The organism is Cyanobacterium sp. uoEpiScrs1 (genome assembly GCF_947331815.1).
Classification (GTDB): Bacteria; Cyanobacteriota; Cyanobacteriia; order Cyanobacteriales; family Microcystaceae; genus Rippkaea.
The window spans coordinates 804776-819239 of the sequence record NZ_OX373462.1 but is presented as its reverse complement, the minus strand read 5'-3'; the positions used below and the strand labels follow the sequence as shown (position 1 = coordinate 819239).

7 protein-coding genes, 1 tRNA gene and 3 rRNA genes are annotated in these 14464 nt (G+C 40.4%); 8 read left to right on the top strand and 3 right to left on the bottom strand.

The window, feature by feature from the left end:
• Positions 1-16: 16 nt before the first annotated feature.
• Both OXU93_RS02850 and pipX read right to left on the bottom strand, forming a co-directional pair.
• Complete coding sequence (locus tag OXU93_RS02850) at positions 17-673, bottom strand: YggS family pyridoxal phosphate-dependent enzyme (RefSeq protein ID WP_267384369.1); 657 nt, start codon at positions 671-673, stop codon at positions 17-19.
• A gap of 47 nt (positions 674-720) precedes the next feature.
• The gene (gene pipX, locus OXU93_RS02845) at positions 721-990 is read right to left on the bottom strand and encodes a transcriptional coactivator PipX (protein WP_267384368.1); all 270 of its coding nucleotides are present in this window, start codon (positions 988-990) and stop codon (positions 721-723) included.
• 307 nt (positions 991-1297) lie between these two features.
• Here pipX and OXU93_RS02840 point away from each other — a divergent pair, with 307 nt between their 5' ends.
• From OXU93_RS02840 to rrf, 5 genes are all read left to right on the top strand, one after another.
• Positions 1298-2218: a substrate-binding domain-containing protein gene (locus OXU93_RS02840; protein WP_267384367.1), complete on the top strand. Its 921-nt coding sequence runs from the start codon at positions 1298-1300 to the stop codon at positions 2216-2218.
• A gap of 915 nt (positions 2219-3133) precedes the next feature.
• Positions 3134-4620 (top strand): 16S ribosomal RNA (locus OXU93_RS02835).
• Positions 4621-4773: 153 nt separating this feature from the next.
• Positions 4774-4847 (top strand) — tRNA-Ile (locus tag OXU93_RS02830).
• Positions 4848-5026: 179 nt separating this feature from the next.
• Positions 5027-7901: ribosomal RNA gene (locus OXU93_RS02825) — 23S ribosomal RNA — on the top strand.
• A 77-nt stretch (positions 7902-7978) separates the two neighbouring features.
• Positions 7979-8096 (top strand): 5S ribosomal RNA (gene rrf, locus OXU93_RS02820).
• The 16S, 23S and 5S rRNA genes sit together here with 1 tRNA gene alongside, the layout of an rRNA operon.
• Before the next feature lie 19 nt (positions 8097-8115).
• Here the strand turns inward: rrf and cofG are convergent.
• The gene (cofG, locus tag OXU93_RS02815) at positions 8116-9096 is read right to left on the bottom strand and encodes a 7,8-didemethyl-8-hydroxy-5-deazariboflavin synthase subunit CofG (protein WP_267384366.1); all 981 of its coding nucleotides are present in this window, start codon (positions 9094-9096) and stop codon (positions 8116-8118) included.
• Between the two features lie 280 nt (positions 9097-9376).
• On the opposite strand from cofG, the gene glpX reads away from it, so the two are divergent.
• The 3 genes from glpX (at position 9377) to purM (ending at position 14297) form a co-directional block, all read left to right on the top strand.
• Positions 9377-10411, top strand: a complete 1035-nt coding sequence (glpX, locus tag OXU93_RS02810) for a class II fructose-bisphosphatase (protein ID WP_267384365.1) — start codon at positions 9377-9379, stop codon at positions 10409-10411.
• A 293-nt stretch (positions 10412-10704) separates the two neighbouring features.
• The gene (locus tag OXU93_RS02805) at positions 10705-11991 is read left to right on the top strand and encodes a glutamyl-tRNA reductase (RefSeq protein ID WP_267384364.1); all 1287 of its coding nucleotides are present in this window, start codon (positions 10705-10707) and stop codon (positions 11989-11991) included.
• A gap of 1280 nt (positions 11992-13271) precedes the next feature.
• Positions 13272-14297 carry a phosphoribosylformylglycinamidine cyclo-ligase gene (purM, locus tag OXU93_RS02800; protein ID WP_267384363.1) on the top strand — a complete coding sequence of 342 codons (1026 nt, stop codon included), beginning with the start codon at positions 13272-13274 and terminating at the stop codon, positions 14295-14297.
• Positions 14298-14464: the final 167 nt, after the last annotated feature.

Below are 14464 nucleotides of genomic sequence, written 5' to 3'. Positions count from 1 at the left end.
TAAATACTAGAGACGTTTAATCCCTTTCTCTAAAAATAATTTTCCCTAGGCGAATCATCGTTGCCCCTGCTTGTACGGCTAATGGATAGTCTTCAGACATCCCCATTGATAACTGTTTGAGCTCTAAGTTTGACTGTTTTGTTATTTTTTCAGCTAAGCTTTTTACTTTTTTAAAAGTGGCTAACATTTCTTTTTTAGATAAACCTAAGGGCAAAATTGTCATTAGACCTTTTATTCTTAAATTTTTACAGTTCTCTAGTTCTGATAGATATGTGTACAGTTCTTCTTCTGTCCAACCATATTTGTTGGGATCGGATACAATTTTGACTTGCAGGCAAACTTTAGGAGATAGAGAAGATTCAGCAGCAAGTCGATTTAGACGCTGAACAATTTTAATACTGTCAACTGAATGAATCCAGTCAAAATGTAAAATGGCTTTTTGAGCTTTATTTGCTTGCAAATGCCCGATAAAATGCCAACAAATATCTGGCAAATCATTGAGTTGTTCTTGTTTTGATATGGCTTCTTGAAGACGACTTTCAGCAAAGTTTCGTATTCCAGATTCATAAGCCGCTCGTATCTGAGAAACAGACACTTGTTTAGTGACAGCTATCAAACGGACATGAGAAGGCAGCTGTTGACTAATCTGATTAAGACGTTGAGCAATGGTCATTGGTCGACAAAATATAATCCTAGCCTAAAGTTGAATATTCTGAGTAATTAAGGAAATGTTCGTTCGTAAATTGTCTGTAGTTCTTGATAATCCTGAAGAGCTCCCAAACGGCGTAGGTCACGCACGCGAGTCTCTACCAATAGCCTAGCACCAGAACGACTTACTGGCTCAAAAAGCATATTAGTAGGCAGTATTTTCAATAAGAAAAATAACCGTTGGGCATACAATGTTGTAAATAACTCTTCATTATTATCTAGTGAACATACTCTATAAAGTAGTCCGAAGGTGGGATGGTTGAAATAAGTTTCGTTGCTCATTCAAACTCCTAAAAAAGTTTTTTCTCAAGAGGGGGATAACTAAAACTGTTGGTGTATGCCAACTTGATATTCTGTTTTTATAATCCTAACGGATTGCTACGTTGATTATTATGAATTGTACAAGTTGAAGTTGAATTCGGTGTTAAAGATTTAAGGTACGATTGCGTTGTGTTAGATAAAAGACTCTATTTTTTAGCTCTTATTCCTACTTTAACTCAGACCAGCTCCAACAAAATTTATAACAAATAGCAGAGGTCGTTATTAAGAGCAGGTTATGTCACAAAAAAATAGATCCTTTACAATTATTATGTTTCTTCTAATTACTACCGGAATTGTAGGAGGGGTTTCTTTGTGGTTAATTCAAAGATTAGGAGAGAATCTCCCAATTATTTTTTTCGGAACAACTATATTTCCTAACAACCAGGTAATTACATCCGGCTCTCCTTTGTCGCCACCACCTTCTTTGACAGATTCAGGAACTTTTTTTTTTCCTACAAAAGTCACCCCAGGAACTATCATTAAAGTGAGTAACTCGACCAGTATGGCATTATTTAATCGAGCCCTCAAAAATGGTTTTGAACAACAATTTCCAGAAACTAAAGTCATTGTAAACACACAGAAATCCAATAAAAGTATTCAGTCATTATTAATGGGTAGTGCTGATGTCGCAGTGATATCTCGTGATATCACCAGTAATGAAAAAATTCTGGGATTAACTTCTGTTCTTATAGCAAAAGATGAGGTCGCCATCATAATTAGCCCTCAAAATTCTTTTCGTCATGGGTTAACGCAAGCTCAAGTAATCGACATTTTCCAAGGAAAAATTACTGACTGGTCAGCCTTAGGACGGTCGTCTGGAGCAATTCGAGTAATTAACCACCCTTTTGCCAGTAGTACACGTCAGATCTTTGAAGAATTGATCCTAAAGAGAGAAGATAATAAAAATACTCCAGACATCGCTATTACAACTCAAGATACTGACACTTCTATTTTACGAAATTTAGGAACTAATGATATTAGTTATATGATCTATTCTCAGATTACCAACGAAAAGACAGTACGAATTATTCCTATTGATGATCATACCCTTGAAGTTCCCAAATATCCCTATAGGCGATCACTCTATTATGTCTATAAAAAACCTCCTTCAGAAACAGTTGATTTGTTTTTAGGTTATGCAACTTCTCCTATGGGACAGCAAATTGTTACTGACACCTTAATGAAATAGCATATTAAGGATATTATTATGATCACTAACATAGCTTTTACATAATCATAGTTTCCGATACAATTATTATCTGGAGGTTCAAAACTGTAGTCCTTTATAAAATAGTGATTGCTTTCTCTCAATTCAATCCTAGCTTTCAAATAAGAAAATCAATATAATTTTTGTGAATTACAGATAGGATGTTATTTTATTCGTTCAATAAAATAACATCCTATCTGTAATATATATTTACTGACAATAATAAACATAAGCATTTACTAAATAAATAGTAAGGGATATTGAGAGGTTGGGCGTTTAGAATCATTTTGTATTCATTACATGATTTATATGAAGATTCTTCACCTATAAACTCTCTATTTAAATAGTAAAGTGAGATGATGAGGCTAGTTCATCTCTTTTTTAAATGTGACAACTACTTAATCCTCGTTGGAATACCTTCGGCTCATTGTCATTTAGATATCTAGAGATGAATAATATCAGTGTTTTTTATTTCATCGGATCTATACTAAGGCAGAAAGTAGAGAATCCATGTCACTGCGTTGCGGAGAGAATTTAGAAATAAACAACCTAAGCTAAGCAAGACTTTTCTTGCTTAGAGCATCTACTCTTTGTATAGAGCCACTTTTGGGAGAATAAATAAAAAATTTTTGAGAAAGGGTTGACATTTTCTAAGACATTGAGTACATTGGTAAATGCGCGGTTAAGAGCAACACGCTCCCTACAGCGCACCGAACCTTGAAAAGATCATAGTTTAGAAGCTAACAACAGTAAGCCCCTTGTCATTTAAGACAATTGTACATCTTATTAGTCTGCTTGTCTAGTAGATAAGCAATAAAGACATAATTTTTAAGATGAAGTAAGAAGTCGAAGAACCAGTTATCTGGGATGTATCGGCATGAGCCAAATCAAACAAACACTATGGAGAGTTTGATCCTGGCTCAGGATGAACGCTGGCGGTATGCCTAACACATGCAAGTCGAACGGGCTCTTCGGAGCTAGTGGCGGACGGGTGAGTAACGCGTGAGAATCTACCTCTTGGTTGGGGACAACAGTTGGAAACGACTGCTAATACCCAATGTGCCGCAAGGTGAAAGATTTATTGCCGGGAGAAGAGCTCGCGTCTGATTAGCTAGTTGGTGGGGTAAAAGCCTACCAAGGCGTCGATCAGTAGCTGGTCTGAGAGGATGAGCAGCCACACTGGGACTGAGACACGGCCCAGACTCCTACGGGAGGCAGCAGTGGGGAATTTTCCGCAATGGGCGAAAGCCTGACGGAGCAATACCGCGTGAGGGAGGAAGGCTCTTGGGTTGTAAACCTCTTTTCTCAGGGAAGAAGTTCTGACGGTACCTGAGGAATAAGCATCGGCTAACTCCGTGCCAGCAGCCGCGGTAATACGGAGGATGCAAGCGTTATCCGGAATTATTGGGCGTAAAGCGTCCGCAGGTGGTTACTCAAGTCTGCTGTCAAAGACCGGAGCTTAACTCTGGAAAGGCGGTGGAAACTGAGAAACTAGAGTTCGGTAGGGGTAGCGGGAATTCCCAGTGTAGCGGTGAAATGCGTAGATATTGGGAAGAACATCGGTGGCGAAGGCGCGCTACTGGGCCGGAACTGACACTCAGGGACGAAAGCTAGGGGAGCGAAAGGGATTAGATACCCCTGTAGTCCTAGCTGTAAACGATGGAAACTAGGTGTGGCTTGTATCGACCCAAGCCGTGCCGAAGCTAACGCGTTAAGTTTCCCGCCTGGGGAGTACGCACGCAAGTGTGAAACTCAAAGGAATTGACGGGGGCCCGCACAAGCGGTGGAGTATGTGGTTTAATTCGATGCAACGCGAAGAACCTTACCAGGGCTTGACATGTCGCGAACCTCGACGAAATTTGAGGGTGCCTTCGGGAACGCGAACACAGGTGGTGCATGGCTGTCGTCAGCTCGTGTCGTGAGATGTTGGGTTAAGTCCCGCAACGAGCGCAACCCTCGTCCTTAGTTGCCATCATTAAGTTGGGAACTCTAGGGAGACTGCCGGTGACAAACCGGAGGAAGGTGAGGATGACGTCAAGTCAGCATGCCCCTTACGCCCTGGGCGACACACGTACTACAATGGTTGGGACAACGAGCAGCGACCCCGCGAGGGAGAGCGAATCTCATCAAACCCAGCCTCAGTTCAGATTGCAGGCTGCAACTCGCCTGCATGAAGGAGGAATCGCTAGTAATCGCAGGTCAGCATACTGCGGTGAATTCGTTCCCGGGCCTTGTACACACCGCCCGTCACACCATGGAAGCTGGTCACGCCCGAAGTAGTTACCCTAACCTTTTGGAGGGGGACTCCTAAGGCAGGGCTGGTGACTGGGGTGAAGTCGTAACAAGGTAGCCGTACCGGAAGGTGTGGCTGGATCACCTCCTTATAGGGAGACCTCAGTTCAAGGAAAAAGGCAAAGAGTCGAAAGCAAAGTCTTAAAACTCATGTTAAAAATAAGCCTTTCCTTAGAACTAATCCCAAGGTCGTGCAAGGGAAATTATTTGGAGTAGCTTCTAAACTAAGACTAGGTTCAGGACAAGGGCTATTAGCTCAGGTGGTTAGAGCGCACCCCTGATAAGGGTGAGGTCCCTGGTTCAAGTCCAGGATGGCCCACCTAATTAATATGAAAACCGAGTTCAGCACCGAGTCTTACTTTTTTAGGGTAAGACAGACTGCTGGATGGTTAAAGTCCAGTAAAGTACCTTGAAAACTGCATAAAAATGAGAAAGCGGTTATGACTCTACGTTATACGTAAGGTTATGACCAAAAGTCCAAGTGATGATCAATTATATGGTCAAGCTACAAAGGGCTAACGGTGGATACCTAGGCACACAGAGGCGATGAAGGACGTAGTTACCGACGAAACGCTCCGGGGAGCTGGAAACAAGCATTGAGCCGGAGGTCTCCGAATAGGGCAACCTTTAAACACGACCACCTGAATATATAGGGTGATACGAGCCAACCGGGCCAACTGAAACATCTTAGTAACCCGAGGAAAAGAAAGCAAAAGCGATTCCCCTAGTAGCGGCGAGCGAAAAGGGAACAGCCTAAACCATCAGCTTAGGCCGATGGGGTTGTGGGACAGCAATGTGGACTGTAGCGGTTAAATGAAACAGCTGAATACTGTACCAAAGAAGGTGAAAGTCCTGTAGTTGAAAACTCAAACAGCCTAGCTGGATCCCGAGTAGCACGGGGCACGTGGAATCCCGTGTGAATCAGCGAAGACCACTTCGTAAGGCTAAATACTCCTGTGTGACCGATAGTGAAATAGTACCGCGAGGGAAAGGTGAAAAGAACCCCAGTAAGGGGAGTGAAATAGAACATGAAACCGTTAGCCTACAAGCAATGGGAGGACGATTCAACGTCTGACCGTGTGCCTGTTGAAGAATGAGCCGGCGACTTACAGGTTGTGGCAGGTTAAAGGGAAATACCTGAAGCCAAAGTGAAAGCGAGTCCGAATAGGGCGTTAGTCACAATTTGTAGACCCGAACCCGGGTGATCTAACCATGGCCAGGATGAAGCTTGGGTAATACCAAGTGAAGGTCCGAACCGACTGATGTTGAAAAATCAGCGGATGAGCTGTGGTTAGGGGTGAAATGCCAATCGAACCCGGAGCTAGCTGGTTCTCCCCGAAATGCGTTTAGGCGCAGCGGTTGTGTACCATAGTGGGGGGTAAAGCACTATTTCGCTGCGGGCTGCGAGAGCGGTACCAAAGTGAGATAAACTCAGAATACCCATTATGCATCAACCAGTGAGACGGTGGGGGATAAGCTTCATCGTCGAAAGGGAAACAGCCCAGACCACCAGCTAAGGTCCCCAAATGAATACTAAGTGATAAAGGAGGTGGGAGTGCACAGACAACCAGGAGGTTTGCCTAGAAGCAGCAACCCTTAAAAGAGTGCGTAATAGCTCACTGGTCAAGCGCTCCTGCGCCGAAAATGAACGGGGCTAAGTATTCTACCGAAGCTGTGGACAGGAAACTGTGGTAGGGGAGCGTTCTATGTAGGGTGAAGCACTAGCGGCAAGCAGGTGTGGACAGCATAGAAGTGAGAATGTCGGCTTGAGTAGCGAAAATATATGTGAGAATCATATACCCCGAAACCCTAAGGGTTCCTCCGGAAGGCTCGTCCGCGGAGGGTTAGTCAGGACCTAAGGCGAGGCTGAAGAGCGTAGTCGATGGACAACGGGTTAACATTCCCGTACTGGTTAGAAATTGTGGCGGGGGACGGAGAAGGCTAAGTCAGCCGGATGATGGTTCCCGGTGTAAGTATACGAGGTGTTGAGGGATGGAGAAAACATCCTGAGCTGAGTTGCGAGTCCGACTCTCTACGGAGAGGAAGTGACTGATGTCAGGCTTCCCAGAAAAGCCCGAACCACGTTAATTTCTAATTACCTGTACCCGAAACCGACACAGGTAGGGAGGTTGAGAATACTAAGGGGCGCGAGATAACTCTCTCTAAGGAACTCGGCAAAATTACCCCGTAACTTTGGGAGAAGGGGTGCCACCGAGAGGTGGTCGCAGTGAAGAGGCCCAGGCGACTGTTTACCAAAAACACAGGTCTCCGCCAAGTCGTAAGACGCAGTATGGGGGCTGACGCCTGCCCAGTGCCGGAAGGTTAAGGAAGTTGGTTAGGGTAACCGAAGCTAACGACTGAAGCCCCGGTGAACGGCGGCCGTAACTATAACGGTCCTAAGGTAGCGAAATTCCTTGTCGGGTAAGTTCCGACCCGCACGAAAGGCGTAACGATCTGGGCACTGTCTCGGAGAGAGGCTCGGCGAAATAGGATTGTCTGTGAAGATACGGACTACCTGCACTTGGACAGAAAGACCCTATGAAGCTTTACTGTAGCCTGGAATTGGGTTCGGGCTTTTCTTGCGCAGGATAGGTGGGAGGCTTTGAGATCTGGCTTGTGGGTCAGATGGAGCCAATGGTGAGATACCACTCTAGGAAGGCTAGAATTCTAACTTTAACCCGTTAACCGGGGAAAGAACAGTTTCAGGTGGGCAGTTTGACTGGGGCGGTCGCCTCCTAAAAGATAACGGAGGCGCGCAAAGGTTCCCTCAGGCTGGTTGGAAATCAGCCGAAGAGTGCAAAGGCATAAGGGAGCTTGACTGCGAGACCTACAAGTCAAGCAGAGACGAAAGTCGGCCTTAGTGATCCGACGGCACCGAGTGGAAGGGCCGTCGCTCAACGGATAAAAGTTACTCTAGGGATAACAGGCTGATCTCCCCCAAGAGTTCACATCGACGGGGAGGTTTGGCACCTCGATGTCGGCTCATCGCAACCTGGGGCGGAAGTACGTCCCAAGGGTTGGGCTGTTCGCCCATTAAAGCGGTACGTGAGCTGGGTTCAGAACGTCGTGAGACAGTTCGGTCCATATCCGGTGTAGGCGTAAGAGCATTGAGAGGAGCCTTCCTTAGTACGAGAGGACCGGGAAGGACGCACCGCTGGTGTACCTGTTATCGTGCCAACGGTAAACGCAGGGTAGCCAAGTGCGGAGCGGATAACCGCTGAAAGCATCTAAGTGGGAAGCCCACCTCAAGATGAGTGCTCTCACAGGGTAAACCTGGTAAGATCACGGGAAGACTACCCGTTTATTAGGTGTTAGGTGGAAGTTCAGTAATGAATGAAGCCGAGACATACTAACAGATCGAGGGCTTGACCTTAATACATCAATGTATCATCACTTAACTCTTTCTCATTTTTTGCAGTCTTGAAGGTATTTGTTCTATCTGAATCACTTCCTGGTGTCTCTAGCACCGTGGTACCACTGCGATTCCATCCCGAACTCGTCTGTGAAACGCGGCAGCGGCCAAGATACTTGTGGGGTAGCCCACCGGGACAATAGCTCGATGCCAGGATTTGTTTTTAAGAAATAGCTTACCTCGTCACAGAAGGTAAGCTATTTCTTTTTAATTGGGTTCTCCAGTTTCTTACAGCCTGTTTTAACGGGAAAGACAACCAATGATCGTATTGTGGATAAACAGGAAGACGAGGAACTAAATTCCATTGTTGAGATTGAAGTAGCTTAACTAAGCCCTGACTATGGGTATGAGGATAACTTGGATTAACTTCGTCTTTTTGGCTGATTCCGCCAAGATCTTTAGCTCCTGCTTCCAAACAATCGAGTAAACAAGAAGGATCTAATATTAAATTAGGAGGAATCTGTATAGTAACGGTATTAGGTAGTATTTGCCTTGCCTTGAGTATTATCTCTGGTAGTTGAGAATAATCAAAGGAAGGGGTTGAAAAAGCTTGTTGATATCCAAGGCTATGAGGTTGTAGAATTACTTCTTGAATGTGACCCCATTTTTGATGAATTTGAGTTATAGCTCCTAATGTTTCCCACCAATCGTTAGAATTTTCTCCAATTCCTAATAAAAGTCCTGTGGTGAAGGGAATTTTTAATTCTCCCGTCCATTCTAATTGTTGTAAACGTAGTTGAGGAACTTTACTAGGAGCGCGGCGGTGAACGGTTTCTAATAATTTAGGAGTAATTTGTTCTAACATCAACCCCATCGATACATTGACGGATTTAAGAGTTTCCATCTCTGTGAGACTTAATGGACCAATGTTGGTATGTGGTAGAAAGCCTAACGATAAAGCAAGTTGACACAAATCATAAATTCTTTGTAACCACAATTTTCTTTTTGGGGAATGGGGATGAATTTCTCCACTAATAATGAGTATTTCACAAATATTTTGTCCTTGGAGAGACTGTAAAATTTCCCATGCTTTGGGAATACTTAACCACAAATCTTCACCAGGAGCAATTCTAAAATTGCAATAGGTACAATGATTAAAACACTCGTAGGTAACAACAAGAGTATAAGCAGGACTGTAGGTAATAGTACGAGACATGAGATGGCTAAATTTTGAAATTCTTGATCTATTTTCTTGTTACTTTATTAGTTCAATAAACATTGTTGGCTGAGTACAATCTATTACAAATCACTCTTTCTTAACTTTTTTTATTTTAAATTGATCTAAGTTTATTCACCAGTTCCCCATAGCAATATCAAACGTAACAAAACTCCTAGAGGGGTAAAATCTTGATGATATTTCTCATTCTGATAGACTTTTGACTAATGTCTGTAGAACGCTAAAGAAAACTAAATCAACAGTTGGGAGAAAAAAATTTGTGGAAAGTACACTAGGCTTGGAAATTGTTGAAGTTGTTGAACAAGCAGCAATTGCTTCATATAAATGGGTGGGGAAAGGTAACAAAAACACCGTTGATCATGCTGCTGTTGAAGCAATGTGTGAACGCATGAATAAAATTCATATGCGCGGTCGTATTGTTATAGGAGAAGGAGAACGAAATGAAGCTCCCACACTCTACATTGGGGGAGAAGTTGGAATATGTACCCGAGAAAATGCTAAGACATTTAATCCAGAAAAACTTCTTGAAGTTGATATAGCTGTTGATCCTTGTGAAGGAACAAACTTAGTTGCTTATGGACAGAATGGTTCTATGGCAGTTATCGCTGTATCTGAAAAGGGTGGATTATTTGCTGCTCCTGACTTCTACATGAAAAAGTTAGCAGCTCCCCCGGTGGCAAAAGGGCATGTGGATCTGAATAAGTCCGCCACGGATAATCTTAATATTCTGTCCAAATGTCTAAATTGCAGCGTTGAAGAATTAGTTGTGGTTGTTATGGATCGCCCCCGTCACGAAGAATTAATTCAAGAAATTCGCCATGCGGGATCGTGTGTACAACTCATCAGTGATGGGGACGTTTCTGCCGCTATTTCCTGCGCTTTTCAAGGAACTAATATCCATGCTTTGATGGGGATTGGATTAGCTCCTGAAGGAGTTATCTCCGCTGCAGCTATCCGTTGTTTAAATGGGCATTTTCAAGGACAATTAATCTATGATCCCGCAATTGTTAAAATTGGTTTAACTGGGGAGAGCAAAGAGGGAAACCTGATGCGACTGAAAGAAATGGGCATCGAAGATCCTGATCGGATCTATGATGCTGATGAGTTGGCATGTGGAGAAACTGTTCTTTTTGCTGCTTGTGGAATTACTCCGGGAGTTTTAATGAAAGGGGTTCGTATATTTCAAGGAGGAGCTAGAACCCAAAGTTTATTTATCTCCAGTCAGTCTAAAACAGCCCGTTTTATCGATACTGTTCATTTATTTGACACACCTAAGTCTATTAATCTTCACTAAATCGCCTCAGTTGAAAATGTAAGGAGTAAGAGACCGTAAGAGTTACCAATTTTAGATTCTATAGCTTAGGAGTATTGCCTATATAGGAGTCTAGAAGAGTAAGGCTTTTGAGTAAAAATTTTCGTGGCTCTCAATTTCCAAACTTTTAGTTTCTGTTTTAAATTTTATAAGGTTTATTTCAATAAATATTAGCTATAGTGGCTACTTAGATATAAATGATCCAAATCAAAGAGAACAGAACTTAAATTCTTCATTGCTTAACAGTGCAAGATCGAATCCTTATAGGAGAACACATGAATATTGCCGTTGTGGGTTTAAGCCATAAAACAGCCCCTCTCGAAATCCGCGAAAAGTTGAGTATTCAAGAAGCCAAAATAGAAGAAGCTATTGTCCATTTAAAAAGCTATCTCCACATCGACGAAGTAGCAATTATTAGCACTTGCAATCGCTTGGAAATTTACGCAGTGGTTACTGATACCGAAAAAGGGGTAATAGAAATTAACCAATTTCTATCTGAAGTGAGTCATTTGCCATTAAATTTTCTACGACGATACTTATTTATTTTGCTCCATCAGGATGCAGTACGTCATCTGCTACGAGTTTCTGCGGGTTTAGAAAGTCTAGTTTTAGGAGAAGGACAAATCTTAGCTCAAGTGAAAACCACCCATAAATTAGCTAAAAAATATAAAGGCATTGGACAATTACTTGATCGTCTCTTTAAACAAGCAATAATTGCTGGGAAACGGGTTCGCAGCGAGACCAATATCGGAACTGGAGCTGTTTCTATAAGTTCTGCAGCGGTGGAATTAGCCCAAACTAAAGTTAAAGATTTTGCCAATCGTCGAGTGACTATTATTGGTGCAGGAAAAATGGCTCGTTTGTTAGTTCAGCATCTTTTAGCTAAAGGGGCAACAGATATTACGGTTGTTAACCGTTCCCAACGACGTGCTCAAGACTTAGTTAATAAATTTTCTCAAGCGCCCCTTACCTTAAAATCTCTTAATGAGACGATGCAAGTAGTAGCTGTTTCCCATATTGTTTTTACGAGCACAGGAGCAACAGAACCGATTTTGTGTAAGGAAAATCTGACCAAGGCATTAGCTCCGAATCACTCCTTAATATTGTTGGATATCTCAGTTCCCCGAAATGTAGCTGCTGATGTTCAAGAGATGGATATCATTGAATCATACAATGTGGATGATTTAAAAGCAGTAGTAGCTCAAAATCATGAAAGCCGTCGTCAGATGGCACAAGAAGCTGAAAAACCCCTTGAAGAAGAAATAAAGGCCTTTGAGTTATGGTGGCGTTCTTTAGAAACAGTTCCCACCATCAGTTCTCTGCGAACTAAAGTAGAAAGTATTCGAGAACAGGAATTAGAAAAAGCTCTATCTCGTTTAGGAACTGAATTTGCTGAGAAACACCAAGAAGTAATTGAAGCTTTAACACGAGGAATAGTTAACAAAATTCTGCACGAACCAATGGTGCAATTACGAACTCAACAGGATATTGAAGCTCGAAAACGTTGTCTTCAATCTCTGCAAATGTTATTCGATTTAGAAATAGAAGAACAATTTAGTTAGAGATTATAATTAGGTTAATTAGTTTTGAGAGAAGACGCTTCTAACAAACGTCTCTGTTTAATTTAAATTTAAGTATTTTTAAATATTTATAATCTTAGATTAATTGTTCATAAATTCTATATAGTATTTGACTAGTTAATAATTTTATCTAAGTTTTTAATGCATTAAAAACTTAGATAAAATCTCTTTTTAAGAGATGACAATATAATATTTTATTGCCGACACTTTTATTGTATAAACTATTTTTGGTTTATACAATAAACTATTTTTTTTGTTGAACTTAAATAAATTTATTTTACACAATAACTCAATAAATACTCTAAAAAGAAGAAACAATATTGAATTAATAAAACTCATTTATTTATAAGATAAACATCTTTTACAGCTTATTTTTGGTAAGTAAATTATACTTAGGTATAATAAAAAATCTCAAATAAAAGTCTGCAAAATTTTTGAAAATATATTTAAATATAGAAATAATCTAAACGCAATTTATTACTAAATTTAGCGATAAAAATAACCATTATAAGAAACAATAATTAAAGCAAAATAAATGCAACTTCAATTATTTAGATTTAGAAATCTAAAATAATTTATCTAGTTAAACTTCTTATATGATAAGATAAATGCTTTTGAGAGTTTGTTTATATTTTTATAGTTTTTTCTTTTCTATTTTTATCCCAAATCAAAAGTAAGTTAGACTGTAATTAAATGCTCTATAGTATTGATATTAGTCCATAACTATTTAAGATATAAAGTTTAGTCTACAATTAACTCAGAGCTTAGTATTAATATCCAGAGATATTTATCATGATAAATATCTCTATTTTGTGAAACTTTAAAATCAGAGTAATTACTACATAGTAAATCAATAATATATTGAGATATAAAGAAACAATTTTAGAACACTTATATTCTAACTAGGTAAAATTACAATCAAAAGGGATTATGCACTCCGCTATTCTTATTTTTATAGATGTTGCAAAAATAGAATTAAAATAATACTTATCAACTAAATATTATCTTTTATAAAAGATTGGTTAGCAGGGTAAATATCAACAACCTATAGTATTTTTGTCTGTAGTAAAAGTTAGTTTATGCTTTTAAAGTCAACAAATCAACGTATCATGTTCTTAAATTATTACAAATATAGTATGTTGATTTGTTTATTCTTTCTTTTTTAAACTTGGATAAATTATCCAAGTTTAAAAAAGAAAGAATAAACATAAGTGGATAAATACAGTTTAAGATGTAACTTGAAAAACCGTTATAAGATATCTATGGATTATCGAGAAGCAGGGGTAGACACACAAGCAGGACGAGCATTCGTTGAAAAAATTCGCCAAAAAGTTGAGAGTACCTATTCGGGGGAAGTCTTGGGAGGACTTGGTGGGTTTGGGGGCTACTTCGAGTTACCCCAAGGCTATCAAAACCCTGTCTTGGTTTCGGGAACCGATGGTGTAGGAACCAAATTGAAAATAGCCCAAGCATTGAATCGACATCATACAATTGGTATTGACTTAGTAGCCATGTGTGTTAATGATGTCTTAACCTGTGGTGCCAAGCCTTTATTTTTTCTAGACTATTTGGCTACTGGTAAACTAAATCTTCAACAACTTAGTCAGGTCGTCGAGGGAATTGTTGAAGGATGTCGTTCAAGCAATTGTGCTTTACTAGGAGGGGAAACTGCAGAAATGCCAGGCTTTTACCAAGTCGGAGAATATGACGTGGCAGGATTTTGTGTAGGAATCGTAGAAAAAAATAAGATTCTTGACGGTTCCCAAGTTCAGATTGGAGATATCGTTATCGGACTTGCCAGTAGTGGAGTACATAGTAACGGCTTTAGTCTGATCCATAAAGTGCTAGAGAGCAATGGTTTTAGTTGGAGCGATGGATGTGAAACATTTGAGGGACAAACCATTGGGGATGTTCTCTTAACCCCCACCCAGCTCTATGTTAAACCTATTCTTGAAGCATTAAAGTTAGGAATAGAGATTCACGCCATGGCACATATTACGGGAGGAGGATTCCCAGAAAACCTACCTCGCTGTTTAAATAAAGAGCAATCCGCTATCATTAATACTAAAAACTGGAAAATTCCCCCGATTTTTAGTTGGATCGCTCAGAATGGACACATTTCTCAGTATAATCTGTTTGAAACGTTTAATATGGGAATTGGTTTTGTGGTGATTGTGCCATCTCAAAAGGCTGAATTGACTCTGAGTTTCTTTAAAAACCAAAAAATTACTGCTTATCAGATTGGTCAAGTTGTAAAAGGAATTGGAGAGGTAATAATTGATAGCTAATGCCAAGTTAAGTATAATTTGACAAAATATTATTAACTAAATTTTTATGCGTTCTAGTATTCAATAGTTATTTGTTCTCAACTGTATATTGTCCCTATTTAGATTTATTAAATTAGTTAAGTCAAAAACTTTTTAGTTTTGAATAATTTATAAAATCTTAAAAGGTT